Source organism: Xanthobacter aminoxidans (assembly GCF_023571765.1).
Classification (GTDB): domain Bacteria; phylum Pseudomonadota; class Alphaproteobacteria; order Rhizobiales; family Xanthobacteraceae; genus Xanthobacter; species Xanthobacter aminoxidans.
The window spans coordinates 367,685-393,881 of the sequence record NZ_JAMJXC010000003.1 but is presented as its reverse complement, the minus strand read 5'-3'; the positions used below and the strand labels follow the sequence as shown (position 1 = coordinate 393,881).

Below are 26,197 nucleotides of genomic sequence, written 5' to 3'. Positions count from 1 at the left end.
AGAACGGTCGCTTCAGCGCGCCTCGACCAGCGGCACCGCCCGCAGGTCCGCGAGGCTGCCAGCCCCCGCCGCGAAAGCCGCGATACGCAACTGCTCCGCGAGCAGCTCGAAATGGGCGACGACCGCCTCGGTGGAGGTGACGGCCGCCTTCAGCGTCGCCGCCGCCTGCCCGACAAGATCGGCGCCGAGGCGGATGGCCTTGGCGGCGTCCACCCCGTCGCGGATGCCGCCGGACGCGATGATCGGCACATCCGGCAGCGCCGCGCGCACCTCGACCACCGCATCGGCGGTGGGAATGCCCCAGCCGGCGAAGGCGGCGGCCAGAGCCTGCGTGCGGCCATTCCCGCGGGCGCCTTCCACCAGCGCCCAATTGGTGCCGCCGGCCCCCGCGACATCGAGCGCGGCCACCCCGCACTTCACCAGCCGGCGCGCGACTGGGGCGGACAGGCCGAAGCCCACTTCCTTCACCACGACCGGCACATGGAGATAGGTGCAGAGGCCGGCGATGGCGTGGAGCACGCCGCGCCAGTCGCGGTCGCCGCCTTCCTGAATGGCTTCCTGCAAGGGATTGAGATGGATGACGAGCGCATCCGCGCCGATCATGTCCACCGCGCGGCGGGCATGGTCGCGGCCACCGGCGGCGAGGAGTTGCGCGGCGCCGAGGTTGGCGAGCAGCAGCACATCCGGCGCCCGCTTGCGCAGTTCGCCGCCGAGTCCTGCGGCCGCGCCGGTCTCCACCGCGATGCGCTGCGAGCCGACGCCGAGGGCGATGCCCAGCGCCTGCGCCGCCTCGGCCAGATGCGCGTTGATGGCCTCGGAGCGCGCCGGCCCGCCGGTCATGGCGGAGATGAGGAGCGGCGCCTTCAGCCGGCGGCCGAGCAGGCTGGTGGAGAGGTCCACCGCATCGAGGCTCAATTCCGGCAGCGCGCAGTGGACGAAGCGCCAGCGGTCGAATCCCGCATCCACGCGGGACGCCACGCGATCGCCGGAGAGAACGATGTCGATATGGTCTTCCTTGCGGCGACCGGCTGCGTTCTCGTCCATGCCTCTCCCGGCGTTCCCTGGATCCGTGCCTTCTGGCGTCGCGCATTCCGCGCCGCGGCGCTGGCGCCACACGCCGGCAAAATGTGCGACGCGGCGGAACGCACGCACTGGCATCATTGTGTAAGCGGTGATCTAAAGTCATTCAAGGCAACGTATGTGCCTGTTGCAGGGGGATGGTCGCCCAAGGTGGCCAAGAGCGCGGCCAAGAACAGAGTGAGGGGGCGTATGGGGCAGAAGGGCGGACGAGACCGGCGGACCGATGCTTCGGCGACGGCCTCGCGGGAAGCGCTGTCGGCGGCTGCCGGCAGTGTCGTGCTCGCCGCGGCGGCGCCGGACATGGAGGCCGCGCACGCCCACGATACCGCCCTGCCGGACTTCCCGCCCCGCTCCCGCGACCTCTCCTATCTGCGCGCGGTGGTGGACCGCCGGCTCGGGCTTCTGGTGCCGCCGGCCGCGTCCCATCCGGCCGTGCTGCACGCCGCCATGCGGCACATCCTGCTGGCGCCGGGCAAGCGGCTGCGTCCGCTGCTCACCATGGCGGCGGCCATGCAGCTCGACGCCTCCGAGCATGCGGTGCTGGATTTCGGCTGCGCGCTGGAGATGATCCACGCGTCGTCCCTCATCATCGACGACCTGCCGTGCATGGACGACGCCATGGTGCGCCGGGCCCAGCCGACCACCCATGTCCAGTATGGCGAGGATGTCGCCGTGCTGGCGGCGGTGGCGCTCCTGTCCCGCGCCCTCGGCGTCGCCGGCGCGGCGGCGGGGACGAGCGATCATGTGCGGCTCGACGCCGTGTGCATCCTGTCCAAGGCGGTGGGCTCCCTCGGCCTGTGCGGCGGCCAGTATGACGATTTGCGCCCCAGCCCCGGCCGCTCCCTCGCCGCCACCGAGGACGTGAACCGCCGCAAGACCGGCGTCCTGTTCTCCGCCGCGGTGGAAATCGCCGGCCGCGCCGCAGCGGCGGACGAGGCGCAGGCTGGCCACCTCCGGGCGCTCGCCGGCCATGTGGGCAGCGCCTACCAGATCCTCGACGACATCCTCGACAATGCGGGCTCGGCGGCGACGCTGGGCAAGGATGTGGGCAAGGACGCCAACAAGGCGACGGTCATTGCCTCCCTCGGCGCGCCGCGTGCGCGCAAGCTGTTGTCGGAGCACTTGGCGGGGGCGCTCGCAGCCTCTAAAGAACTGGGGCCCAACAAGGAGGGCCAGCAGCCCCTGCGAGACTTCATGACCGCTGCCTTCGGTGAACTGATGGGGCCGCTGGCGCCGTGAGCGCCGCCGCCCACCATTACGACGACCCGAAAGACGAAAGCCCGGCACCTCCCCTCGCCATTCTCGGCCTCACCGCAGGCTATGGCGCGCGCACTGTGCTGGCTGGCGTGGACCTCGTGCTGCGCGCAGGAACGGTCACGGCCCTCGTCGGCCCCAACGGCGCCGGCAAGAGCACCTTGGTCCGCGCCATCTGCGGGCGCATCCCGCCGCGCACCGGCGTGATCCGCATCTGCGGCATCCCCGCCGCCGAGAGCGAGGCCCGCGCCCGCATCGGCCTCGCCCCGCAGGACATCGCCCTCTACCGCGCACTCACCATCGCCGAGAATCTCGCCGTCTTCGCCCGTCTCGCCGGCGTCCGGCGCACGGACGTTGCCGCCTGCGTCGCGCGGGTGATGGCGCGCACCGGCATCGAGGAGCGCGCCCACGAGCGCATCGACCGGCTCTCCGGCGGCTGGCAGCGCCGCGCCAATGTGGCGGCCGCCCTCGTCGGCAATCCGCGCCTGCTGGTGCTGGACGAGCCGACCGTGGGCGTCGACGCCCCCGCCCGCGCCGACCTCGCCGCGCTGGTGCAGCGGCTGGCGGCAGACGGGCTCGGCGTTCTCGTCATCACCCACGATTTCGCCTTCGCCGAGGAGGTGGCCGAGCGCGTCGCCATCCTCTCCGAGGGGCGGATCGCGCTGGAAGGGCGGCTCGCCGCCCTCATCGCCGCGCGCTTCCCCAACCAGCGGCGCGCCGCCGTCACCTTCGCCACGCCCCCCTCGCCGAACGGGCGGCAGGTGCTGGCCCTGCGCGGGCTGACCGGCGATGACGGCGGCACCTCCTTCAGCGGCGTCGTCTCCGATACGCCGGAAGGCGCGGGCGGGCTCATCGCCGCGCTCAAGGTGGCCGGGCTCGTGCCGCGCACCATCGCCTTCGAGGCGGCGGGCCTCGATGCGCTCTATGCCGACGTGACCGGGAGCGGCCATCCATGATCGGCGCCATCGTCCGGGCCATGGCGCTGACCCTGATGCGCGACCGCGGTGCGCTGATGATGACGTTCGTGCTGCCGCCGGTGCTGTTCATCCTGTTCGCGGCGGTGTTCGCCGGCACGGGAGGCGAAACCTCGGTCATCAAGATCGCGGCGGCGCGCGCCACCGACGCGCCATCGGCCACGGCCTTTCTCACCGCGCTCGGCCACGCCGGCGACAACGATCTCGTCCTCGTCACGCCCGAGGAGGTCCGCGCCCGGGTGGCGGACGGCCGCGCCGATGTGGGGCTGGTGGTTCGGGGCGACGTGGCCGCCGCCACCGACAAGCCGCCGCTGCTCGTCATCACCGATCCCGCCCGCAATGTGGCCGCGGCCTTGCTCTCGGCGCGCATCCAGCGGGTGTTCACGGACGATCTCCCCGGCCTCGCCATCCGCCGCGTGGCGGCGCAGATCCAGGTGCTGGTGGGCGCCTTCTCCGAAGACCAGACGTCACGGCTGGAGCAATCCATCGCCCGCGCGCCGGAGCTGGTGGCAGGCGGCGGCGCCGAGCTGATGGAGCGGCAGCCGCTCACCCGCCGGCGGTCCGAGCCGGGCGTAAGCTATTACGCCGGGGCCATCGCCATGCTGTTCCTGTTGTTCTCGGCGGTGCAGGGCGCCGGGAGCCTCGTGGACGAACGCCGCTCCGGCGTGTTCGACCGCATCGTCATGAGCCGCGGCGGCGTGCTGGCACTGGTGGGGGGCAAGCTCGCCTTCCTGATTCTCCAGGGGCTTGCGCTTTCGGCGGTGCTCTTCACGGTGGCGCAGATCGTCTATGGCGTGAACGTGTTCGTGAATTTCTGGACCTTCGCGGCCGTGGCCGTCGCCGCCTCGGCCGCTGCCGCCGGCGTCGCCTTGCCGCTCGCGGCGGTCTCCCGCACGCGCCAGCAGGCGCAGACGCTCTCCACCTTCGCGGTTCTGCTGCTCTCGGCCGTGGGCGGCAGCATGGTGCCGCGCTTCCTCATGCCCGAATGGCTCCAGCATGCGGGGATTCTCACCCCGACGGCCTGGGGCATCGAGGCGTTTCAGGGGGCGCTCTGGCGCGGCGAGGGCATGGCGACGCTGGCGCCCTCCCTCCTGATCCTCCTCGGCTGGGCCGCTGCCGGCGCCGCCGCCACCCTCTGGTTCATCCGGCGGCAAGTCCGGCTCGCCTGAAATTGCGGCTGGCCTGAAGTCTCGCCCCTGCGACACGAAATCCTGAACACCGTCTGCGCTTCCATCCGGCGCCCGCGCACACTAGAACGCCTTCATGGCGATCCTCGACCTTGCCAATCCGGTCCGCTTCCTCAGCCTGTCCGCGCGCATCCTGCCCTGGATCGCCGCCGCGGCGGTGGTGACGCTCGCAATCGGCTTTTATCTCGCCTTCCAGGCGCCGCCCGACTACCAGCAGGGCGAGACGGTGCGGATCATGTACATCCACGTGCCCTTCGCGTGGCTGGGCCTGTTCGGCTACTCCATGATGGCCGCCTCCTCCATCGGCATCCTGGTCTGGCGGCACCCTTTGGCCGATGTGGCGCACAAGGCCGCCGGGCCCGTGGGGGCCACCTTCACCGCTTTGTGCCTCATCACCGGCGCCCTGTGGGGCCGGCCCATGTGGGGCACCTATTGGGTGTGGGATGCCCGGCTGACCTCCATGCTGGTGCTGCTGCTGCTCTATCTCGGCCTGATGGCGCTGCGCGCGGCCATCGACGACCCCAACCGCGCCGGCCGCGCCGCAGCCGTGCTCACGCTGGTGGGCTTCATCAACGTGCCCATCGTGAAGTTCTCCGTGGACTGGTGGAACACCCTGCACCAGCCGGCATCGGTGTTCCGCATGGGCGGCTCGACCATCGATTCCAGTCTGCTGTGGCCGCTGCTCATCTGCGCCATCGGCTTCACCCTGGTGTTCATCGCTTTGCACATGCTCGGCATGCGCACGGAAATCCTCCGCCGCCGCGTGCAGGCGCTGGAAGCCCGCGCGGCCGCGGAAGCCATGGCCTGAGCCCCCGCGCATGACCCATACCGTCTTCATCGCCGCATCCTACGGCGTCTCCCTCCTCGGCCTCGGGCTGCTCGCCCTCTGGCTCGTGCTCGACTATCGCAGCCAGCGGCGCACCCTGTCGGAGCTGGAAGCGCGCGGCGTCGGCCGCCGCAGGGCCAATCGATCGGGAGAGGCGGAATGAGCGATCCCGTCATCACCCCCGCCCGCCCGCGCCGCCGCCTGTGGTTGGTGGCGCTGCCGCTGGTGGTGTTCCTGGCGCTGGCCGGCCTGTTCTTCTCGCGGCTGGAGACCGGCGGCGATCCCTCGCGCATTCCCTCCGCGCTGGTGGGCAAGAAGGCGCCGGTCGTCTCCCTGCCGCCGCTGGAAGGCCTGAAGGGGCCGGACGCCGCGCCCCTGCCCGGCATCGACCTTGCCGCGCTGGGCGGCAAGCCGGCGCTGGTGAACGTGTGGGCCTCCTGGTGCGGCCCCTGCCGCGAGGAGCATCCCATCCTGATGCAGCTCGGCAAGGACCCGCGCTTCAGCCTCGTCGGCATCAACTACAAGGACGCGCCGGACAATGCCCGCCGCTTCCTCGGCCAGTTCGGCCTGCCCTACAAGGCGGTGGGGGTCGACCCCAAGGGGCGCGCGGCCATAGAATGGGGCGTCTACGGCGTGCCGGAGACCTTCGTGGTGTCGAAGGACGGCACCATCGTCCACAAGTTCGTGGGGCCGCTGACCCCCGAGGCGGTGAGCAATACGCTCCTGCCGATGATGGCACGCCTCTCCGGCGGCTGAGGCATCAGCCGAGGCGTCGCCCGAGGATTAGAGATGGCCTTCTCTCCCGAAGAGATCGAGCGCTACGCCCGCCACATCGTGCTGCACGACGTGGGCGGACCGGGCCAGCAGAAGCTGAAGGCCGCGACCGTGCTGGTGATCGGCGCCGGGGGCCTCGGCGCGCCGGTGCTGCTCTATCTGGCGGCGGCCGGGGTCGGTCGGCTGATCCTGGTGGAGGACGATGTCGTCTCCCTGTCCAATCTCCAGCGGCAGGTGATCCACCGCACGCAGGACATCGACCGGCTGAAGACCGACAGCGCCCGCGACGCGGTGGCGGCCCTCAACCCCCATGTGGAGCTGGTGACGCATCCGGTGCGGATCGACGCCGGCAACGCGCTGGACCTCATCTCCCAGGCCGATCTGGTGGTGGATGGGTCGGACAATTTCTCCACCCGCTATCTGGTTTCGGATGCCTGCGTGCTGGCGAAGAAGCCGCTGGTGACGGCGGCTTTGGGTGCCTTCGACGCCACCATCACCACCATCCGCGCCCATGAGAGCGGGCCGGACGGGACCCCCAACCCCACCTATCGCTGCCTCTTCCCCGAGCCGCCGCCGGCCGGCACCGTGCCCGCCTGCGCCGAGGCCGGGGTGCTGGGCGCGCTGGCCGGGGTCGCCGGATCGCTCGCGGCCCTGGAGGCGCTCCGCGCCATCGTCGGCTTCGGTGATCCGCTGGTGGGGCGCCTGCTGATGATCGACGCGCGCTCCATGCGCTTCGAGACGCTGAGCTATGGCTGGGACCCCGAGAATCCCCTCACCGGCGAGGGCGCGCGCATCACCGACCTCTCCGCGCACAAGCGCAGCGCGGCGGCCTGAGGCATGGCGGAGGGCTCTGGTCGCGCGTGCGTCTATACCTGCCTGATCGGCGGCTACGAAGCGCTGAACGAGCAGCCCATGGCGGCGGCCTCAGGCCTCGACTTCCTCTGCTTCACCGATGATCCGACCCTCACCAGCGCCTCGTGGCAGCTGGTGCCCTACGTCCCGGCCTTCCCGCTCGACCCGGTGCGCAGCCAGCGCATCGTCAAGCTCTCCCCGCACGATCTGCTGCCGGGCTACGACGTCTCGCTCTACATCGACAACAGCGTCATCCTGACGGCGCCGCCGGAAGAGGTGATCGCGCGCTACCTGACCGATGGGGTGGCTGCGGCCATGCCGGGGCACAGCTTCCGCGCCAGCGTCCGCGACGAGTTCATGGAGGTCCTGCGCATGGGCCTCGACGATGGCGGGCGGGTGCTGGAGCAGCTCAACCATTACGTGATGACAGACCCGGCAGGGCTGGAAGCCGTGCCCTTCTGGTCCGCCATCCTCCTGCGGCGCCACCACGACCCTGCGGTCGTCGCCGCCATGCGCCTGTGGCTCGCGCAGGTGCTGCGCTACTCCCGCCGGGACCAGCTCTCCGGCACCTACGCGCTTGGGCGGTCGGGGCTGGAAGTGGCGCGATTCGAGGTGGACAACCTGGGGTCATGGTTCCACCGCTGGCCGGTGACGGAGGCGCGCGACCGCGGCGCCTTCCCCTTCTCGCCAACCCATAGTCAGATACCAGCCGCTCTGCTGGCCGACGACTGGCGGCGCGACCGTGCGGCGCTGGAGGCGCGGATCGCGGCTCTGGAGCAGGCGCAATCCGATGCGTCGGCCAAGGTCGGGACTGAATGCGCCCCGAACCCGCCGATACCCGCACCGAATGGCCCCCGAACGTCACCGACATCGGGGCCTGTCAGTAGGCTCGCGCGTCTCGTGAGCCGTCTTTCCGGCCGCAGCCGGAGCTGAGGCGTTTCCGCCTCAGAGCATCGCCGGCAGCACGCGATCCGGCGGACGGTGGCCGTCCATGAAGGTCTTGATGTTGACGATGACCTTCTCGCCCATGTCCACGCGGCCCTCGAGGGTCGCCGAGCCAAGGTGCGGAAGAAGCACGACTTTTCCCTGCCGGGCGAGGCGCACCAGCTTGGGGTTCACCGCCGGCTCGTGCTCGAACACGTCGAGCCCCGCACCGGCGATCTCGCCGGCTTCCAGCAGGCGGGTCAAGGCGTTCTCGTCGATCACCTCGCCGCGCGCCGTGTTCACCACATAAGCGTCTGGCTTCAACAGCTTGAGACGACGGGCGGAGAGCAGGTGGTAGGTGGCGGGGGTGTGCGGGCAGTTCACGGACACGATGTCCATGCGCGCCAGCATCTGGTCGAGGCTGTCCCAATAGGTGGCGTCGAGCATTTCCTCGATGCCGGAATTGAGGCGGCGGCGGTTATGGTAATGAATCTGCAGGCCAAATGCCTTGGCGCGCCGCGCCACCGCCTGGCCGATGCGGCCCATGCCGATGATGCCGAGGCGCTTGCCCCAGATCCGCCGACCGAGCATCCAGGTGGGCGACCAGCCGGTCCACTCTTCCTTGTCCGCGATCATCGCCTGAGCGCCTTCGGCGAGGCGCCGCGGCACGGAGAGGATCAGCGCCATGGTCATGTCCGCGGTGTCCTCGGTGAGGACGCCGGGCGTGTTGGTGACGGTGATGCCCCGGTTGAGCGCGCTGGCAACGTCGATGTGGTCGACGCCGTTGGAGAAAGAGGCGATCAGCCGCAGGTTTTCCCCAGCCTGTGAAAGCACCGACGTATCGATGCGGTCGGTCAGAGTCGGCACGAGCACGTCCGCGGTCTTGACCGCCTCCACCAGCGCGGCCTGATCCATGGGCACGTCGTCGATGTTCAGTCTGGCATCGAAAAGCTCGCGCATCCGCGTCTCGACCGAGTCGGGCAGCTTGCGCGTGACAACGACGAGGGGCTTGCGACGCACCATCGTTACTCCCCATTCCCCATTTCTTAACGGTTCTGGTCCCGTCTATCAGACAGCCGGGGAAACACAAGGCGCGCCGGGACGCAGGGCCTTGACGTGCCCGCCACGTCGGCGCACCCCTCCGGTCGGTTAGGTGCGATGCGAAAGGACGATCCCATCATGCCCGCAAAGCGAACTCATCTGAAGCGAAGCCTCGACAGCCGGTCGGTGAAAGCCCTGGCCCTTGCGGCGGCGATGATGGTGGGAACGGCTGCGGGTGCAGTCGCCGCCGAGCCCGGCACCTCCGGCCTACCGGTTCCCCGCTTCGTCTCGCTCAAGGCCGACAAGGTGAACGTCCGCAACGGACCGAACCGGGACCAGGACGTGGCGTGGGTGTTCAACCGCGCCGGCCTGCCGGTGGAGGTGACCGCCGAATATGAGACGTGGCGCCGCATCCGCGATGCCGATGGCGCGGAGGGATGGGTGTACCACTCCATGCTGTCGCTGCGGCGGACCGCCCTCGTTGCCCCCTGGCTGAAGGGCGAGACCGTGCCCCTGCGCGGCTCGGCCGATGCCGATGCCAAGGTCGTGGCCAAGCTCGAGCCGAGCGTGCTCGGCGTGGTGAAGACCTGCGACGGCAAGTTCTGCCGCATCACCGGCGACGGCTTCGACGGCTATGTGCAGCAGAACCAGCTGTTCGGCGTCTATCCCGGCGAGAAGGTGGACTGAGGGGAGCCTCGCTCCCCTCGCCTCCCGGATTTCAGCCCTGGGTCTCGGGCGTGTGCAGCACCAGCCCGTCCAGCGCCGCCGTCAGCTTGATCTGGCAGGAGAGGCGTGAGGTCGGGCGAAGGTCGGTTGCAAAATCGAGCATCCCCTCCTCCATCTCGGAGGGCTGGCCGACCTTGTCCATCCAGGCTTCATCCACATAGACGTGGCAGGTGGCGCAGGCACAGGCGCCGCCGCATTCCGCGACGATGCCGGGAACGCCATTGCGCACCGCCGTCTCCATGGCGGTAGCACCTTCCGGTCCATCCACCTTGTGGACCGCGCCCGTGTGTTCGATAAAGGTAATGGCAACCATAGATTGTCGCTTCCCGGCTTCCGCCGCGCAGGCGGCGGTGGCTTGATCGGACGGCTCGCGCACCCCGGCCTAATGGCCGCGGCGGGGCCGCTTTCCGGCCACTGGCTATAGCGGCTTGCCTCGCGCCGCACCAGCGTGGGCGCCGATTGTCGCGGCTCCCGCCCGTGCGAACCGAATGGCCAAGCCCAAGCCAAGCCGCTCGATATTAACGATATCTTCATTAATGCGGCCGGGGCGGTTCAAACGGAGCCGCGGCCTGTCTAGGATAAGAAACGGTAAACCATCTTCGTCCGGCATGGCCGGATGACGGGGGCGTGTACGGGTATCGGAGCCTTGGGCGGCATCACGCCGGGGCACCGAAAGCGGGCAGAGGCGACAGCGAGATGAAGAACCCGAAGAAGATCCAGGACCCGACCGAGGCGGCTCTGTCGGCCATCCAGGAGGCTCTGACGCTCGAGCTCGACAATGCCGAGGCCAATGCGGCTGCGGCCAAGGGGGGCGAGGCGCCCCTGCCGCCTGATCGCGGAACCCCGCTGGATCGACCGCCCGCACCCGAGCGTGTTCTCTCCGGTCCCGGACCGCAGCGTGAAGGCCGCCCCATCAACCGCCGGCCGCGTCCCCCCGAGGGTGGCGAAGTTCGCGTCGACGGCGGCCGCCGCGAGGGCGCCCCCCGCCCCCGCAGCGAAGCCGAGCGCCGCGCCGCCAACGACGACCGCCAGCCCATCGGCCAGCTTCTCGGCCAGTTGCAGAAGAAGGCGCCGGTCGTGCCCTTCTACTGGGCGACCGGCGCCTCGCTCGTGTGGATCGTCATCGGCATCATCTTCGCCTACACCGTCCATCATAGCCTGATGGCAAGCTCGAACGGGCTCCAGTCGCTCGGCGACTCCCCGGCCCTGCTCGGCATCTTCGCCGGCATCCTCATTCCCCCGCTCGCCTTCTTCGGCATGGCCAGCATCGTGCGCCGGTCCTTGGAACTGCAGGGCATCGCCCGCTCCATGACCGAGGTCGCCCTGCGCCTCGCCCAGCCGGAATCCATTGCCACGGAAAGCGTTGTCACCGTCGGTCAGGCGGTGCGCCGCGAGGTCGCCGCCATGGGCGACGGCATGGACCGCGCCGTCGCCCGTGCCGGTGAGCTGGAATCCATGGTGCGCGCCGAGGTCGCCACCCTGGAGCGCGCCTATGAGGAGAACGAGACGCGCATCCGCACGCTGATCGACGACCTTCAGGCCGAACGCCACAACATCCAGATCGAGACCGAGCGCCTGCGCGAGGGCATCATCGCCGCAGAGACCGTGCTCTCCAGCGAGGTGAAGGACGTCGCCTCGCGCATCCACACCACCATGATGGAAGCGAGCGAGCAGGTCACCGAGATCCTCGGCCAGAAGGGCGAGCACATCACCGCCGCCCTCGCACGCGTCGGCGACAGCATGATCGACAGCCTCACCGCCAAGGGCGGCGAGCTGATCGATCGCCTCCAGCTCACCGGCTCCGACATCCGGCAGGATCTGTCCGAATCCGGCGACCTGCTGGTGGAGACCCTGCGGTCGCGCACCGACGACCTCGCCTCCAACCTGCTCGCCACCACCACCGACGTGTCGCAGCTGGTCGAGCGCTGGGGCGACGAGGTGAACAACAACATCGACCGCCTCAAGCAGGGCATCACGGACACGCTGGCCGAAAACGTCGGCCGCTTCGCCGACGACATCGACGTGCGCGTGGCCGAGGTGAACTCCGCCTTCCGCGCCACCAGCGAGAGCGCGGTGGTGGAATTCTCCACCCGCGGCGGCGAACTCGTCCGCAAGCTCGAGGAGACCGGCGAGCGTGTCGCCGAGACGCTGGCCGTGCGCGGCACCGATCTCGCCGACCGCATCGAAGCCACCGGCAACCGCATCTACGAGGCCGTCGCGGTGCGCGGCGAGGATCTCCAGCAGCGCCTGTCCGAGACCGGCGAGCGCATCACCTCCTCGCTCGACCGCTCCAGCAACCAGGTGGTCACGGCGCTCGTGGACAAGGGCAACGAGGTCACCGCGTCCCTGAACGGTGCCGGCGAGGACATGACCGAGCGCCTGTCGCGTGTCGCCACCGAGGTCACGCAGGCCATCGGCGCCCGCGGCTCCAAGGTGACGGAACAGTTCCGCGAGACCGCCGACATCTTGGTGGCGACCATCGGCACCAAGAGCGACGCCATCAAGGAGATGCTCACCGCCCGCCTCAAGGCCATGGAGGAGACCATCACCGTGCGCGGCGCCGAGCTCGCCGACCGCATGCAGCTTGATGCCGCCCACCTTGCCCGTGCCATGCAGGACGGTGTGAAGAACTTCGACACCACGGTGAAGGTGCACGCCCCCGAACTGGTGGACCAGATCACCCACCGGGTGGCGCTGGTGAACGAGAACCTGCGCCTCGCCACCTCCACGCTGGACGAGCGCCTGTCCGCCACCACAGACACGGTGGCGACCATCATGGACCAGCGCTTCTCGCGCATCGAGCAGACGCTGGACCAGCGTGCCCAGAGCCTGACCGAGACGCTCGCGACCCGCACGGTCAACTTTGCGCGCACCATCGCCGAAGGCACGAAGAACGCCACCGAGTCCCTCGACAAGTCGGTGGAGACGCTGGAGAACTTCTTCGCCACCCGCTCCAAGGCGCTGGGCGAGGTGCTCACCGACCGTGCCGATGCGGTGAACCGCAACATCGGCGTGCGGGCGCAGGAGATCGCCTCCGTGCTCGACGGCCGCGTCCATCGCATCGAGGAGCTGGTGCTCGGCCGCCTCGATGGCGTCGCCACGTCGCTGGAAGTGCGGGGCACCGCCATCGCCGACGCCCTTGTCGGCCGCATCGAGACCGTCTCCGGCTCGCTGCGTGCCGAGGCGAGCGAAGTGGAGCGCTCGCTCACCACGCTGTCGAGCAACGTCAGCCGCACCCTCACCGAGCATTCGGAGAAGGTGGCGGACAGCCTCGGCACCCGCCTGACCGAGATCGCCCATCTCATCGACGACAAGAACGGCACCTTCCTGTCCGCGCTGGAGCGCACCAGCCAGCGCGCCGTGTCGGAGATCACCGCCACCAACAGCGCCCTGCGCACGGACGTGGGCGTCATCATCGAGCGCCTCGACGACGCCAACTCCACCTTCCAGGGTGCCCTCACCCAGGCGGTGTCCCACCTCGACGCATTCGCGGGCACCTTCGCCCGCCAGGTGGAGAGCTTCGGCGGCGCCGTCTCGGGCATCGCCCTGAGCGCCGACGCCACTGCCGAGCGCTTCCAGTCCCAGATCGGCTCGCTCAAGGAAGTCTCGACCACTGCGCTGGCCCAGATGTCCTCCCTGTCCGAGCGGCTCGAACAGAACCGCCGTCTCATGGACGAGGCGACCCAGACGCTCGCCTCCACCCACGACCAGGTGGACAGCACCCTCGCTGCGCGTCGCGAAGCGATGGAGCAGCTCGCCCGCTCCCTCGCCCAGCGGGTCGGTGACGTGGAGAGCCGCCTTGCCGCTTTCCACACCATGCTCGACGAGACCTATTCGGCCTCCCAGAAGCAGGCCAGCGAGATCGCCAGCGTCATCGCGGCGGCCACATCCGGCTCCACGGAGGCGGTCGCGCAGCAGCTCGCGCTGGTCCGCACGGCTGCCGACGCCGAGCGCGAGCGTTCCGCCGCAGCCCTGCGCGAGACCTACGAGGTGGCGCTCAACGACGTGCACACCCTCTTCGGCGAGACGGGCAACCGCTTCACCGCCGTCGCCACCGATCTCAAGCGGGTGGCCGAGGATGTGCAGCAGGCCATCACCCTCGCCCGCGAGGAGATGAAGCGCGGCATCCTCGAACTGCCCGCCGAGACCGAGGCGAGCGCCGCCACCATGCGCCGCGCGGTCGCCGAGCAGATCAAGGCCCTGGCCGAGCTCAACGAGATCGTCGCCCGGCAGGGTCAGGCCCTCGATGTGGTGGAAGCGTCCGCCCGCGCCGCGCAGCAGGAGACGGCCCGCGCCTCCCGCGAGGCATCGCGTGAGGCCCTCTCCGCCCTGCGCAGCCGCCCCGAGCGCGACCCCCGCGCCGAAAGCCCCCGCTCGGACCTCCAGCGCTCCGAGCCGGCCCGCGCCGAGACGAGCCGCCAGGATACTGGCCGGCAGGAGTTGACCCGCGCGGACATCAGCCGCAGCGAGACCGGCCGTTCCGAGCCGGCCCGCAGCGAAGGCGCAAGCCTGCTCCAGTCGGAGCTGCGCCGTGCCCCGGCCAACCGCCGCGCTGAACCAGCCGAGCGTCCCGCTACCCGGCCTGCCGCCCGCACCGAGACCAACGGCGAGGAGCGCGACAGCTGGCTGACCGAGCTTCTCGCCCGCGCCTCCGGCGAGCTCAATGAAGACACTCCGCGCTCCCGCCCGGCGGCCCCCGCCCCCGTGGCGGCCCCGGAGAGCCTCGACGACCTCTCCGCCGACATCGCCCGGATGGTGGATCATCAGGCGGCCGTGGAGATGTGGGACCGCCACAATAACGGCGAGAGCCATGTCTTCTCCCGCCGGCTCTACACCCTGCAGGGCCAGCAGACCTTCGACGCCCTGAAGCGCCGCTACCGCGCCGATGCCGGCTTCCGCGAGACCGTCGATCGCTACGTCGCCGAATTCGAGCGGCTCATCGATCAGGTGTCGGGCGACGATCGCGGCAGCACGCTGGCGCGCACCTACCTCACCTCCGACACGGGCAAGGTCTACACCATGCTCGCCCACGCCTCCGGGCGCCTCGACTGAGGCAGGACGGATCGGGTCTCGTCGACGAGGCTGGACGCAACAAGGACCGCGCCGGGCCAAAGCCCCCGGCGCGGTCTTTCCATTTTCGGGGCTTGCTTGCAGGGCCGGGGATGCCGGCAGGGAAGAGCGAGATGCGCAACCTCATCACCGACGTGCCCGGCCTGCTGGTCGGTAACGCCACCGAACCGCACATCGGCACGGGCGCCACCGTCATCCTCGCGGAGGAACCGGCGGTGGCGGCGGTGGACGTGCGCGGCGGGGGGCCGGGCACGCGGGAGACTGATCTGCTCGACCCGGCAGCGACGGTGGAGCGCGTCGATGCCATCACCCTTTCCGGCGGCTCGGCCTTCGGACTTGATGCGGCCTCCGGCGTCATGGCGGGGCTCGCGGCGCGGGGGCGGGGCTTTGCGGTGGGCACCGCGCGCGTGCCCATCGTGCCCGGCGCCATCCTGTTCGACCTGCTCAATGGCGGGGACAAGGGCTGGGAGGGCCATCCGCCCTATCTGCAGCTCGGCCGCGATGCGCTGGACGCGGCAGACGTGGATTTCCACCTCGGCTCGGTGGGGGCCGGCACGGGCTGTACCACGGCGACCGTGAAGGGCGGGCTCGGTTCGGCCTCGGCCATGACCGCGACCGGCCATGTGGTCGGCGCCATCGTCGCGGTCAACGCCGCCGGAAGCCCGCTGTTCGGCGACGGCCCGCATTTCCGGGCTGGCCACTATGAGCGGGGCGGCGAGTTCGGCGGGCTCGGCGCGCCGACGCATGTTCCGGATGAGGCGAGCGATCCCCGGCTCAAGGGCGGCGTCTCGCGTTTCGCCACCACCATCGCCGTCGTTGCGACCGATGCAATCTTGACCACGGTGCAGGCGCGCCGGCTTGCCATCATGGCGCAGAACGGCCTCGCACTCTCGCTCTTTCCCGTCCACACGCCGCTCGACGGCGACGTGGTGTTCGCCATGGCGACCGGCCGCAAGCATCTGGCGGCGCCGCTGCCGGACCTCGCCCGGCTCGGCGCCCTCGCCTCCATCGTGCTGGCGCGCGCGGTGTCACGCGCGGTCTATGAGGCGCGCCGCCTGCCCTTCCCGGACTGCCAGAAGAGCTGGCACGATCATTTCGGACGCTGACGCCGTTCGTCCGACGTCGGGCCGGCGTTAGCCGGATGCACGGCGCGCGGGATCGGCTATAAGCCCGGGGATCCGAGGATCCCCATGACCGCACCCTCCACGCCCCAAGTCCCCCTCCGCAGCCCCACCCCCGGCAAGCCCGAAGGCGCGCCGCGCCTCGGCGGGGCACTGGCCTTCCTGTTCTGGTGCGCCTGCGGCATCGCCGCATTGCCGCTGGCCGGGCTGTTCACGCTGATCTCTGCACTGGGCCTCACCGGCGCGCGCTCCGCCTTGTTCGATTCCTTCGCGGGTGCGGGCGTGGCGCAGCAGGTGCTGCGGCTGGGGCTGATGCCGCAGGTGGTCTTGTTCTGCTGGGCAGTGGCCATGGTGGTGCTCACCGTGGCCCGCGCGCGCATCGCGCTTCTCGTGCTGCCGTGGGTGCTGGTGCTCTGGCTGGCGACGACAGGCTACAGCCAGTTCGCCATTCGCGACGCCATTGCTCCGGACGGCGCCGATCTCGGCGCGTTCGCGGCGCTGATGCCAGGGCTCCTCGCGCAGGCGGCGGGCGTCGCAGCCTTCTTCGGCTATTTCAGGGAAGGCACGCGACCGCAGAGCTTCTACCGCCGCTGAGGCGGCGCCTCGTCTTCCAGCTCGCCGTGCGGCTCCACCGGCAGCCGCCTGCGCCGGCGGCCGTTTTCGGACGCAGCGCGGGTGGCAAGGCCAGATGCCCAGCCCGAGGCGGCATGGAGCGCGGCCCGCGCCGCATGGCGGGAGGCCGACGCCGCCGAAGCGACGCTCCGCCGGGCCAGCGCACCGGCCGTCGACGGTGCCGGAAGGGGGGCGGGAAGGTCCGGCTCCTGCGCCGGCGCGAGGGCTGGCGCGCCCTTCTCCATATGCAGGCGCGCGGCGAGGCGCACGTGCCAGAAGGCCGCAAAACGCGCCACCCGTCCGGTCCATCCCGAAAGGCCACCCGTGGCGAAGGGCTGGAGCAAGGCGATCCTGTCATCCCGCTCGGCGATCGCGCCCACGATCATGCGCGCAGCGAGGAAATCGAGCCCCAGCGACCCGGCACCGGGCGCAAGCGCGTACCAGACGCCGCGCTCGCCCTCATACAGCATCGGCATCCCGCCAGGATCGGGCAGGCTTCGCGCCCGCGCACCTTCCACCAGCCCGCTGCCGACCGGATAGACCTCGGCCGCGTGTCGGCGGAGCACGCGCGCCGCACCGACGCGCGTCATCACCGGCAGGGCCGACTGGGCGGCGAGCGCCAGCCGGTCGCCGTCCAGATGATATGCGAGCCCGGTGAGGCCAAACTCCTCGACGACGCCGGCATAAGGCACGTTGCTGCCCGGCAGCCGGAAGCCGCCCGAAACCCACGGCGCCCGTGGCAACCGGGCGACGCCCGAGCCGAGGCGGGCAAACGCCGCCGGTCCGCACACGGCGACCTGAAAGGCGCGGACCCGCTGGTTCGCCATATCGAGATACTTGCGGACGCCCTTCAGATCGACCGAAAGCGCGCCCTCCACATTGACGAAACGCACGCCGGCCGCCCGGGCCGTGTCTTCCAGCGCCGCGACGAGGGAAGCGGTGCGCACGCGTTCGGCCGGCACGACACCAAGGCCGGCGGCAAAGGTTTCCGTGCCGAGCAGCGCCGCCAGATCGTCCGCGCCGACGAAGACGGTGGTATCGGGCGCCAGTTCCTGGCGCAGCTCGTGCTCGCGATAAAGGTCTTCCGCCGCATGGGCGCGCGCCACGGTGAGCCGCCCGCGCGGGCCGATTTCGACGCCGAGACGCTCGGCGAGGGCCAGCCCCGCCTCCGCCGCCTGGGCGGAGAGAATGAGCAGTTCCTGAGCATCGTCGCGGCCGACCCGGCTGGAAAGCTCGAGGGTCGAGAGCGGAAAGCCGGGCGCCACGACGCTGTCGAGCGGCCAGGAGGGCACGGCCGCCGAAGGGCCGGCCATGGCCAGCAACACCACGTCGCGCCCGCGCCGGGCGAGATTCGCCGCCAGAACGAGGCCGGCGACATCGCCGCCGACCACGCAGACGTCGCAGTCGATGATCCGCTTGGGGCCCGCGGCGGAGCGCTCGGGCACCATCGCATCGTGCGCGGGGGGCCTGGGCGCAGACGTCTGGCTCATGAATTGGTCCAATAAGAGATGGGCAATGCTGACGCCGCCAGCTTGAGAAAGCGTTTATTTGCGGCGCTCTAATGGCGTTTGGCCGGCTATTGCGCCGGGGGGGCGTGACGCTGCGGCGCGGCAGCGGTCATTGCGCTGCACAGCCCGCGTGCGTCATAAGGAGCCGCAATTCGTTGATCGGTTAGTAACCATGCGCCGTCTCATTTTGCTGCGCCACGCGAAGTCGGACTGGCCGGACGGCATCGCCGACCCGGAACGGCCCCTTGCAGCCCGTGGCCGGAACGCGGCGCCCCGCATCGGTGCCTATATCGCGCAGGAACACCTGCTGGCCGATCGCATCCTGGTGTCGCCCGCCCGTCGGACGCGCGAGACGTGGGATCTTGTGGCCGCCCGCCTGCCGCCGCCGAAAGTGGTGGCGAGCGAGCCCCGCGTCTACGACGCGTCCGCCGCCCGCCTCATGACTGTGCTGCGCGAACAGCCCAAGGACGCCCACAGCGTGATGCTGGTGGGCCACAATCCCGGCCTCGAAGACCTGGCCGAGCTGCTTGTGGCTTCGGGTCCGGCGCCCCATCTTGCCAGCATGGCAGAGAAATTCCCGACCGGCGGCCTCGCCGTCATCGACCTTCCCGTGGACGAGTGGAGCGCGACCGCGCCCGGCATCGGCCGCCTCGACCGTTTCGTCACCCCCCGCGATCTCGGCGGAAACGACTGACGATGGCGTTCTTCACGGACGCCGTGGACGATGCGCGCATCGCGCTTCAGGCCCTGGCGGATCGGGTGGAGGGCATCGCCCATCCCACCCTGCGCCTCGGCGTGACCGGCCTGTCCCGGGCGGGAAAGACCATCTTCACCACGGCCCTCATCCACGCCCTCACCAAGGGCGCGCGGATGCCCGTCTTCGAGCCGTACCAGTCCGGCCGCATCGCCCGGGCGGAGCTTCAGCCCCAGCCGGACGACGCGGTGCCGCGCTTTGCCTATGAGGGCCATCTGGAGATGCTGGGGGCGGAGCGGCGCTGGCCGTCCTCCACCACCCGCGTCAGCGAGCTTCGCCTCGCCATCCGCTATGCCACCCGGCGCGGCAGCCTTAAGACGCTGACCCTCGACATCGTGGACTATCCCGGCGAGTGGCTGCTGGATCTGCCGCTGTTGAACATGTCCTACGCCGACTTTGCCCGGCAGAGCCTCGCCCTCGCGCGGGCGCAGGCCCGGGCGGAGGTGGCCGCGCCCTTCCTCGCAGCGGTGGCCGACGCCCCCGCAAGCGGGCCAGCCGACGAGGCGCGGGCGCGGGAGGTGGCGGCGCGGTTCACCACATATCTCGCCGCCTGTCGCAGCGAGCGGCTGGCCATGAGCCTGCTGCCGCCCGGCCGTTTCCTCATGCCCGGCGACCTCGAGGGATCGCCGGCCCTCACCTTCGCCCCGCTGGAGGTGGAGGACGCGCCCTCTCGCGCCGATACGCTGGGCGGGATGATGGAGCGGCGTTTCGAGGCCTACAAGCACGCCGTGGTGCGGCCGTTCTTCCGCAATCACTTCGCCCGGCTCGACCGGCAGATCGTGCTGGTGGATACGCTCTCGGCGCTGAATGCCGGGCCCGCCGCCCTCGCCGACCTGGAGCGGGCGCTGGACGGCATCCTCGCCGCCTTCCGCACCGGGCGGAACAGTCTGGTGAGCACCCTTTTCCGCCCCCGCATCGAAAAGGTGCTGTTCGCCGCCACCAAGGCGGACCACCTGCATCGGGCGAGCCATGACCGGCTGGAAGCGGTTCTGGGCCGCCTCGTGGAGCGTGCGCGCGAGCGGGCGCAGGACCGTGGCGCTACTCTCGATGTGGTGGCGCTCGCCGCCATCCGCGCCACCCGCGAGGCCCGTGTGCGGCGCGGTGGTCACGAGCTGGATGCCATCGTCGGCACGCCCGAGGCGGGTCAGGACGCCGGCGGCCACGTGTTCGATGGCGAGGAGGAGGTGGCGGTGTTTCCGGGCGAGCTGCCGGCGGACCCGGATGCCCTGTTCGATCCGTCCGGTGCAGGTTTCCGGGGCCTCGCCTCATCCATGGCAGGCGACGGGCAGGACGACGTGGATTTCCGCTTCCTGCGCTTCCGCCCGCCTGCGGGCATCGGCGACGCCCCCATCCCGCACATCCGGCTCGATCGGGCGCTTCAGTTCCTGCTGGCCGACCGGCTCGTCTGAACCAGCGGCCGGTTCAGACGCCTTCGGTTCAGACACGCCTTCCGTTCAGAACTTGGTCGAAGCCCAGCGCACCATCTGCACCAGCACCTGCTCCTGCGCCTGATCAAGGGCGGCGGTGGCGGCGGGACCGGCGGACGAAGCGGCCGGCACGGCGGCGCGGAACACCTGCGCCGCCAAGATGCGCCCGCTCTGCGTTCCGATGAGCTTGGCCGAAATCTCCACCACGGCCACCGGCCCCTGATCGGTAATGCGCAGCGCGAAGGTGCGGATGTCCGTCACCAGCGTGTAGTCGGCATTCACGCCGTCGCCGGGACGGGCGACGCGGCGCAGCTTGCTGGCATTCTCGAACGCCTGGATGGTGCGGGCGTGCAGCAGCGCAGGGAGATTGTCGCTCCACTGGGCATCGGCGAGATAGGCGACCTGCCCCGCTCCGGGCTCCACCATGATCTTGTCGGTGTTGAGCACGGCAAGCGCCGTCGGCGCCACCACCACGAGCTGCCCGTTGCCGCTGCCGCCGGCCGTGAAGCCGCCGGGCGCCGAGAGGTTGTAGGTGGGAGTCGGGGTCGAACCACAGGCGGCGAGAGAGAGCGCGGCACCGACGAACAGGGACGCGGCAGGCAGGCGACGCCCCAGAGAAGCGGCCCGGGTCAGCACAGCGGTACGGGAGACGGGAACGTCGCTCATGATCGGCTCATCGCCCGTATTTCGGAATGGAGTTGCCGCCGCCCAGGATGAATTGCTGAGGGTTGCGCTCGATGCCCTTGAGCACGCGGTCGATCTCGCCAAGGGTGCGGCGTCCGTCGGTGGCCAGCGCCTCGAACTGCTTCAGGCCGGGCCCGGTGAAGCGGCTGATCTCGGTGGTGAGGAGCGCCGTCCGCTGATCGAGATTGTCCGCCAGCTTGCGCACGGACGTGGCAGCCTCGGTGGCCTGGTTGAGCAGGCCGTTCTTGTCCTCAGTGGCAGCCTGGAGACTGGAAACCACCTTGTCCACTCGCTCCGCCACACCGTTAAGCTGCTTCACCAGCGCGTTCGACTGCTCGATCACGCTCGTCACATCGTCCGACTTGGAGGCGACCGCCTGGGCGAAGGTGTCGATGTTGTGGATGATGTTCTTGATCTCGTCAGGATTGATCGCGTCGAGAAGAACCTCGATCTTCTTCGCGGCTCCCTGCGCGGTATTGATCAGGCCCGACATGCCGGCCCCGCCATCGGATGCGATGCGGGGATAACCGTTCGGGCCCGGCGGCAGCGGGGGAGCGCCCGGTTTTCCGCCGCGGATCGACACCGCGATGATGCCGGTGAGCCCCTGGGATTCCAGGCCCGCGCGGGCGTCGGAGAGCACCGGCACCTTGTTGTCGATGCCGATCTGGACCAGAACCTGCCCCGGCTGCCCCGGCACGAGGCCGAGGCTCGTCACCTGGCCGACCGGAATGCCGTTGAACAGCACCGAGTTGCCCTGGCGCAGGCCGGCGACCGAGCCGTCGAAGACGATCTCATAGACCTTGCGGGCCGTGGAATCGTGCGGTCCGGCGAACCAGTACACGAAGCCAAACGCGGCCGCGATGACGGCGAGCGTGAAGGCTCCGATGATGGTGTAGTTGGCCCGTGTTTCCATGCCTCATCCCGGTTCCGTTGCAGCCTGCCCCGCTTTACCGGCCCGCTCCTTGTCCTGGCGCACCCAAAGGCGCGCAATTGCCTCGATCGCGCCTAACGGCGCGCGCTCTGAACAGCCCGTGCCCGCGTGCCGTGGAAATAGGCCCGCAGCCATGGGTGCTGTTCCGCCATCATGTCCTCGATCGTCCCCGCCGCGATCACCTTGCCGTCAGCGAGCGCCGCGATCCGGTCGCACACCGTGTGCAGGCTGTCGAGATCGTGCGTTACCATGAAAACCGTAAGCCCCAAAGTCTGTTGCAGCGTCCGGATCAGCTCGTCGAAGTCGCCCGCGCCAATCGGATCAAGGCCCGATGTAGGCTCGTCGAGAAAGAGGATTTCAGGGTCGAGCGCCAGCGAACGGGCAAGTGCCGCGCGTTTTATCATGCCGCCGGAAAGCTCGGAGGGTAACTTTTCGGCCACATCGCATTTCAGGCCGACCATCTCGATCTTGGTGAAGGCAATCTCGTCCAGAAGCCGTTGGGACAGCTTGAGATTTTCCCGAAGCGGGAACTGGATATTCTGCTTCACCGTGAGCGAGGAGAACAGCGCGCCCTGCTGGAACAAGACGCCCCAGCGGCGCTCCAGCGCCGAGCGCTCGCGCTCGGAGAGGTCGTCGAGATTCTGCCCGAATACCTCAACCGTGCCCGAGGTCTTCGGCACGAGGCCGAGGATGGTGCGCGTCAGCACCGACTTGCCGCCGCCCGACGTGCCGACGAAACCGAGGATCTCGCCGCGGTAGACGTCGAGATTGAGGTGGTTCAGCACCACCCGGTCGCCGAATCCCACGACGATGTCGTGGACCCGGATGATGGCTTCCCGGCCGCTGGTCTGGAGTGTGGAGGGAGAGGTCTGCGCGTCCATGGCCGCTCACATGTCGATCGCGGCGAAGAACATGGCGAACACACCGTCCATGACGATCACGAGGAAGATGGCCTTCACCACCGAGGCGGTGGTGTGCTCGCCGAGGGATTCGGCGCTGCCGCCCACCCTCAGGCCTTCCATGCAGGCGACAAGGCCGATGGTCGCGGCCATGAAGGGCGCCTTGTACATGCCGACCTTGAACTGATCGAGGTCGATGGCAAGCTTCAGCCGATCGAGGAACACGTCGGGCGTGATGCCGCCATAGCCCCAGGACACCAGTCCGGCGCCGAAAATGGCGGACATGGAGCCGATGAAAGTGAGCAGCGGCAGGGCGATGACGAGGGCCAGGATGCGCGGCACCACCAGCACCTCGATGGGATCGAATCCCATCACGCGCAACGCGTCGATCTCCTCGCGCATGCGCATGGAGCCGAGTTCCGCCGTATAGGCGCTGCCCGAGCGGCCGGCGATCATGATGGAGACGATGAGCACGCCCAGTTCGCGCAGCACCAGCACGCCGACCATGTCCACGACATAGATGTCGGCGCCGAACCGGCGGAAATTGAAGATGCCCTGCTGCGCCAGGATGCAGCCGATGAGGAAGGTGATGAGCAGGATGATGGGGACGGCGCGGAAGCCCACCCGGTCGACCTGGTTCACCATGGAGGTGAAGCGGAAGCTGCGCGGGCGCGCCACCACCCGCAGCAAGGCGGCCACAGTGGCACCGACGAAGTTCAGAAGTGAAAGCGCGTCCTTGGCGGCATTGACGACCTCGTGGCCGAAGCGCTCCAGAATGCCTTCGTGCCGGCGCTTGGGCGGCACCGGCTCGTGCCCCATGCGGGCGAGTTCGTCCAGGAGCACCCTGTAGCGCGGCGCCAGCCCGACGACCTTGGGCTCGATGCCTGCGCCCACCCACGAGCGGCGTAGCCGCTCCAGCAGCAGGGCGCCGAAGGTATCCATGCGCTCGACCGAGGCGAGATCAATCTCGACGTCCTTGGGCTTGGCATAGGAATGGGCGGTATCGTTGACCGCCTGTTCCAGCTCGTCGGCATATTCAGACGTCCACGCACCGCGGCCGGCCACGGTCAGGCGGTCGTCCTGGCTGTGCACGGAAATCAACGAGGCGTGCGGCAACGCGGCGTCTCCAAAGGCGACCGGCGCGACACGCCGGATGGTCTCAACCCCAGAACAGACTTCGGACCTTACCGTCCGCAGCCCTACCACGACACCTGCCGCGGTCAAACCGTCGCCCCGCTTGAATCCGGCAGCAGCCCAGGCTCCTGCCGAACACGCTCCCGCCCCGCAAGGCAAGAACGCAATCTAGCCATACAGATGAGCGGAGGCGGCGTCGAGATCAGCCAGGACACACCTCGCCACCATCGTCACCTGCCCCGCGATGGGCGGCGCGGAATCGGCTATTAAGCTTAACCCATGGCCGAACTGTCTCTCAGCGTCGAGCGCTTTCCCATCGCCGGCACCTTCACCATCGCCCGTGGCTCCAAGACGGAGGCCGTGGTGGTGGAAGTGCGCCTCACCGTAGGCGGCATCACCGGTCGCGGTGAGTGCGTGCCCTATGCCCGCTACGGCGAGACCGTGGAAGGCGTGGTCGCGGCCATCGAGCAGCTCAGGGCGGACCTTGCCGCCGGCCTCAGCCGGGAAATGCTGCAGCACCACCTGCCCGCCGGCGCCGCCCGCAATGCCATAGACTGCGCCCTGTGGGATCTGGAGGCGAAATCCTCCGGCCTCGGCTGCGCTGAACTGGCCGGCCTGCCGCCCCTGCGGCCGGTGGTCACGGCCTATACCCTGAGCCTCGATACGCCAGAGGCCATGGCCCGCGCGGCGGCCGCCGCCTCAGACCGCCCGTTGCTCAAGCTGAAGCTCGGCGCCCCCGGCGACCGCGAGCGCCTCGCCGCCGTGCGCGAGGCGGCGCCGGACAAGCGGCTCATCGTCGATGCCAACGAGGGCTGGAAGGCCGCCGATTTGCCCACCTTGTTCGATGTCTGCGCTGCCGTCGGCGTCGAACTCATCGAGCAGCCGCTGCCGGCCGACAACGACCGCCGCCTCGCCCGGATCGACCGGCCGGTGCCGGTCTGCGCCGACGAGAGCGTCCACGACCGGGCCGGGCTCGCGGATCTGCGCACGCGCTACGACGCCATCAACGTGAAGCTCGACAAGGCGGGCGGCCTCACCGAGGCGCTGGCATTGGCGGAGGCGGCGCACGGGCTCGGCTTCTCAGTCATGGTGGGGTGCATGCTGGCATCATCGCTGGCCATGGCCCCTGCCCTTCTGGTGGCCCAGGGGGCGAAGTGGGTGGACCTCGACGGGCCGCTGCTGCTCGCCCGCGACCGCATCCCCGGGCTTCACTACGAGGGCGCTGTCGTCTCCCCGCCCGAGCCCCTGCTCTGGGGCTGAAGCCGCGCGGCGGCGAGGGCCACGCCCGCCCCCGCCAGACCCAACGCGCAGCCCGCCAGAAAGGCCATGGGTCCGAACACGGCCCAGAGCGGCCCGGCTGCCACGTTCGCGGCGGACGACATGAGGCTCGAGGTCCAGGCGGCAGTGGTCTGCCCCGTACCGGAACGATGCTCGCTCACACCGCGGGTCACAAGATCGACCATGGCGAGATAGGTCGCCGCGAAGGTCAGGGCATGCAGCAACTGCAGCGGCAGCAGCACGGCGAGGGGCGGATCGCTCGCCATCACCGCGAAGCGCACCACGGCCGCCGCGCCGCCGATGGCGATCATTCCATAGGCGCCGAAGCGGCCCAGCAGTGGCCGACCGAAGCGGAACAGCACCATCTCGGCCGCGACACCCACCGCCCACAGGACACCGATGACCGTCAGCGAAATGCCCTCCGACCGCCAGTGGACGGTGGCGAAGAGGTAGAGCACCGCATGGCTCGCCTGCACCAACCCGGCCGCGACGATACCGGCGAGAAAGCCGAGCCGCGCCCGCCGGCCCGTGAGCGGAGACGGCATGGGCTCGGCCCGCGGCAGTTCCGGCAAGGCGAAGGTCGCGAGTACATAGGACACATGGCCGGCGACCATGAGCAGAACGACCGAATCCGCGCCCAGCGCGCCGACGATCACGCCGCCGGCGAGATTGGCCGCGAGGAAGCTCGCCGAGCCCCACTGCCGCGCGCGGCCATACTCCGCCCGTCCCGCCCGGGCGAGGCGCGAGGTGTAGGAATCCAGCAGCGAGAAGCCGGGGAACCACGCCGCCGACATGGCGCCGAGGATCAGGAGGATCGCCGGGAGGCTGGAGGTGAAGGCCAGAAGCACCATGGCCGCGACCGTGACCATTCCCAAGAGGGTGAGCAGCGCCCTCGGCCGTCCCAGCCGGTCCGAGAGCAGGCCAAGGAGGGGTGTCGCGGCAAGCCGGCTGAGCATGGGCACGGCCAGAACGAGACCCATGGCCTCCGGTCCCAGTCCCCGCGCCTGCAACCAGAGCGGCAGATAGGGCTGGAAGATGCCGAGCGCGATGAAGAAGGTGCCGTAGGCCGCCCCGAGCCGCAGCGCGAGCGCGCGCGGCGGCAGATGGCCCTGCCCGTTCTCCCCGGCCTCGTCCACGATGC

The 26,197-nt window shown here is 69.9% G+C and carries 24 protein-coding genes; 15 read left to right on the top strand and 9 right to left on the bottom strand.

Going from position 1 to position 26,197, the window contains the following annotated elements; translation table 11 throughout:
- Positions 1 to 12 precede the first annotated feature (12 nt).
- Positions 13 to 1,044, bottom strand: a complete 1,032-nt coding sequence (gene fni / locus EJ105_RS07290) for a type 2 isopentenyl-diphosphate Delta-isomerase (RefSeq protein ID WP_250165784.1) — start codon at positions 1,042 to 1,044, stop codon at positions 13 to 15.
- A 225-nt stretch (positions 1,045 to 1,269) separates the two neighbouring features.
- On the opposite strand from fni, the gene EJ105_RS07285 reads away from it, so the two are divergent.
- The 8 genes from EJ105_RS07285 (at position 1,270) to EJ105_RS07250 (ending at position 7,880) form a co-directional block, all read left to right on the top strand.
- The gene (locus tag EJ105_RS07285; protein WP_250165783.1) at positions 1,270 to 2,319 is read left to right on the top strand and encodes a polyprenyl synthetase family protein; all 1,050 of its coding nucleotides are present in this window, start codon (positions 1,270 to 1,272) and stop codon (positions 2,317 to 2,319) included.
- On the top strand, positions 2,316 to 3,290 hold the full coding sequence (locus EJ105_RS07280; RefSeq protein ID WP_250165782.1) for an ABC transporter ATP-binding protein: 975 nt from the start codon (positions 2,316 to 2,318) through the stop codon (positions 3,288 to 3,290). Before EJ105_RS07285 ends, EJ105_RS07280 begins: the two co-directional genes overlap by 4 nt.
- Positions 3,287 to 4,477: an ABC transporter permease gene (locus EJ105_RS07275; RefSeq protein ID WP_250165781.1), complete on the top strand. Its 1,191-nt coding sequence runs from the start codon at positions 3,287 to 3,289 to the stop codon at positions 4,475 to 4,477. The genes EJ105_RS07280 and EJ105_RS07275 overlap by 4 nt, the downstream gene beginning before the upstream one ends.
- Before the next feature lie 94 nt (positions 4,478 to 4,571).
- Positions 4,572 to 5,303, top strand: coding sequence for a heme ABC transporter permease (locus EJ105_RS07270; protein WP_250165780.1), 732 nt, complete (start codon positions 4,572 to 4,574; stop codon positions 5,301 to 5,303).
- A 10-nt stretch (positions 5,304 to 5,313) separates the two neighbouring features.
- Complete coding sequence (gene ccmD, locus EJ105_RS07265) at positions 5,314 to 5,484, top strand: heme exporter protein CcmD (protein ID WP_024278895.1); 171 nt, start codon at positions 5,314 to 5,316, stop codon at positions 5,482 to 5,484.
- Positions 5,481 to 6,077 carry a DsbE family thiol:disulfide interchange protein gene (locus EJ105_RS07260; protein WP_250165779.1) on the top strand — a complete coding sequence of 199 codons (597 nt, stop codon included), beginning with the start codon at positions 5,481 to 5,483 and terminating at the stop codon, positions 6,075 to 6,077. Before ccmD ends, EJ105_RS07260 begins: the two co-directional genes overlap by 4 nt.
- Positions 6,078 to 6,110: 33 nt before the next feature.
- Positions 6,111 to 6,929, top strand: coding sequence for a HesA/MoeB/ThiF family protein (locus EJ105_RS07255; protein ID WP_250165778.1), 819 nt, complete (start codon positions 6,111 to 6,113; stop codon positions 6,927 to 6,929).
- Positions 6,930 to 6,932: 3 nt separating this feature from the next.
- The gene (locus EJ105_RS07250; protein WP_250165777.1) at positions 6,933 to 7,880 is read left to right on the top strand and encodes a glycosyltransferase domain-containing protein; all 948 of its coding nucleotides are present in this window, start codon (positions 6,933 to 6,935) and stop codon (positions 7,878 to 7,880) included.
- A gap of 12 nt (positions 7,881 to 7,892) precedes the next feature.
- Here the strand turns inward: EJ105_RS07250 and EJ105_RS07245 are convergent, their stop codons facing one another.
- Positions 7,893 to 8,894 carry a 2-hydroxyacid dehydrogenase gene (locus tag EJ105_RS07245; protein WP_024278891.1) on the bottom strand — a complete coding sequence of 334 codons (1,002 nt, stop codon included), beginning with the start codon at positions 8,892 to 8,894 and terminating at the stop codon, positions 7,893 to 7,895.
- A gap of 156 nt (positions 8,895 to 9,050) precedes the next feature.
- Between EJ105_RS07245 and EJ105_RS07240 the strand changes: the two genes are divergently transcribed.
- Entirely contained in the window at positions 9,051 to 9,599 is a 549-nt protein-coding gene (locus tag EJ105_RS07240; RefSeq protein ID WP_024278890.1) for an SH3 domain-containing protein, read from the top strand.
- Positions 9,600 to 9,630: 31 nt separating this feature from the next.
- Here EJ105_RS07240 and EJ105_RS07235 read toward each other — a convergent pair whose 3' ends face one another.
- Positions 9,631 to 9,951: a 2Fe-2S iron-sulfur cluster-binding protein gene (locus EJ105_RS07235; protein WP_024278889.1), complete on the bottom strand. Its 321-nt coding sequence runs from the start codon at positions 9,949 to 9,951 to the stop codon at positions 9,631 to 9,633.
- Between the two features lie 383 nt (positions 9,952 to 10,334).
- Between EJ105_RS07235 and EJ105_RS07230 the strand changes: the two genes are divergently transcribed.
- The 3 genes from EJ105_RS07230 to EJ105_RS07220 all read left to right on the top strand — a co-directional run bounded on the left by EJ105_RS07230 (position 10,335) and on the right by EJ105_RS07220 (position 16,423).
- Complete coding sequence (locus EJ105_RS07230) at positions 10,335 to 14,690, top strand: apolipoprotein A-IV repeat region-like domain-containing protein (protein WP_250165776.1); 4,356 nt, start codon at positions 10,335 to 10,337, stop codon at positions 14,688 to 14,690.
- Between the two features lie 131 nt (positions 14,691 to 14,821).
- Entirely contained in the window at positions 14,822 to 15,814 is a 993-nt protein-coding gene (locus EJ105_RS07225) for a P1 family peptidase (RefSeq protein WP_250165775.1), read from the top strand.
- Between the two features lie 84 nt (positions 15,815 to 15,898).
- Positions 15,899 to 16,423, top strand: a complete 525-nt coding sequence (locus tag EJ105_RS07220; protein ID WP_250165774.1) for a hypothetical protein — start codon at positions 15,899 to 15,901, stop codon at positions 16,421 to 16,423.
- Here EJ105_RS07220 and EJ105_RS07215 read toward each other — a convergent pair.
- Complete coding sequence (locus tag EJ105_RS07215) at positions 16,411 to 17,931, bottom strand: FAD-dependent oxidoreductase (protein WP_250165773.1); 1,521 nt, start codon at positions 17,929 to 17,931, stop codon at positions 16,411 to 16,413. The genes EJ105_RS07220 and EJ105_RS07215 overlap by 13 nt on opposite strands.
- 190 nt (positions 17,932 to 18,121) lie before the next feature.
- Between EJ105_RS07215 and EJ105_RS07210 the strand changes: the two genes are divergently transcribed.
- Positions 18,122 to 18,643: a SixA phosphatase family protein gene (locus tag EJ105_RS07210; protein ID WP_024278884.1), complete on the top strand. Its 522-nt coding sequence runs from the start codon at positions 18,122 to 18,124 to the stop codon at positions 18,641 to 18,643.
- 2 nt (positions 18,644 to 18,645) lie between these two features.
- Positions 18,646 to 20,112, top strand: a complete 1,467-nt coding sequence (locus EJ105_RS07205) for a YcjX family GTP-binding protein (RefSeq protein ID WP_250165772.1) — start codon at positions 18,646 to 18,648, stop codon at positions 20,110 to 20,112.
- A 45-nt stretch (positions 20,113 to 20,157) separates the two neighbouring features.
- Here the strand turns inward: EJ105_RS07205 and EJ105_RS07200 are convergent, their stop codons facing one another.
- The 4 genes from EJ105_RS07200 to EJ105_RS07185 form a co-directional block, all read right to left on the bottom strand.
- Positions 20,158 to 20,796, bottom strand: a complete 639-nt coding sequence (locus EJ105_RS07200; RefSeq protein ID WP_250165771.1) for an ABC-type transport auxiliary lipoprotein family protein — start codon at positions 20,794 to 20,796, stop codon at positions 20,158 to 20,160.
- A 7-nt stretch (positions 20,797 to 20,803) separates the two neighbouring features.
- Positions 20,804 to 21,727 (bottom strand): MlaD family protein, encoded by a 924-nt coding sequence (locus EJ105_RS07195; RefSeq protein WP_029558655.1) that lies wholly within the window; start codon positions 21,725 to 21,727, stop codon positions 20,804 to 20,806.
- Between the two features lie 92 nt (positions 21,728 to 21,819).
- Positions 21,820 to 22,626 carry an ABC transporter ATP-binding protein gene (locus EJ105_RS07190; RefSeq protein WP_024278880.1) on the bottom strand — a complete coding sequence of 269 codons (807 nt, stop codon included), beginning with the start codon at positions 22,624 to 22,626 and terminating at the stop codon, positions 21,820 to 21,822.
- Between the two features lie 6 nt (positions 22,627 to 22,632).
- Positions 22,633 to 23,760, bottom strand: a complete 1,128-nt coding sequence (locus EJ105_RS07185; RefSeq protein WP_024278879.1) for an MlaE family lipid ABC transporter permease subunit — start codon at positions 23,758 to 23,760, stop codon at positions 22,633 to 22,635.
- A gap of 297 nt (positions 23,761 to 24,057) precedes the next feature.
- Here EJ105_RS07185 and dgcA point away from each other — a divergent pair, with 297 nt between their 5' ends.
- Positions 24,058 to 25,038, top strand: coding sequence for an N-acetyl-D-Glu racemase DgcA (gene dgcA / locus EJ105_RS07180; RefSeq protein WP_250165770.1), 981 nt, complete (start codon positions 24,058 to 24,060; stop codon positions 25,036 to 25,038).
- On the opposite strand, the gene EJ105_RS07175 is transcribed toward dgcA, so the two are convergent.
- Complete coding sequence (locus EJ105_RS07175) at positions 24,990 to 26,192, bottom strand: MFS transporter (RefSeq protein WP_250165769.1); 1,203 nt, start codon at positions 26,190 to 26,192, stop codon at positions 24,990 to 24,992. The genes dgcA and EJ105_RS07175 overlap by 49 nt on opposite strands.
- Positions 26,193 to 26,197 lie beyond the last annotated feature (5 nt).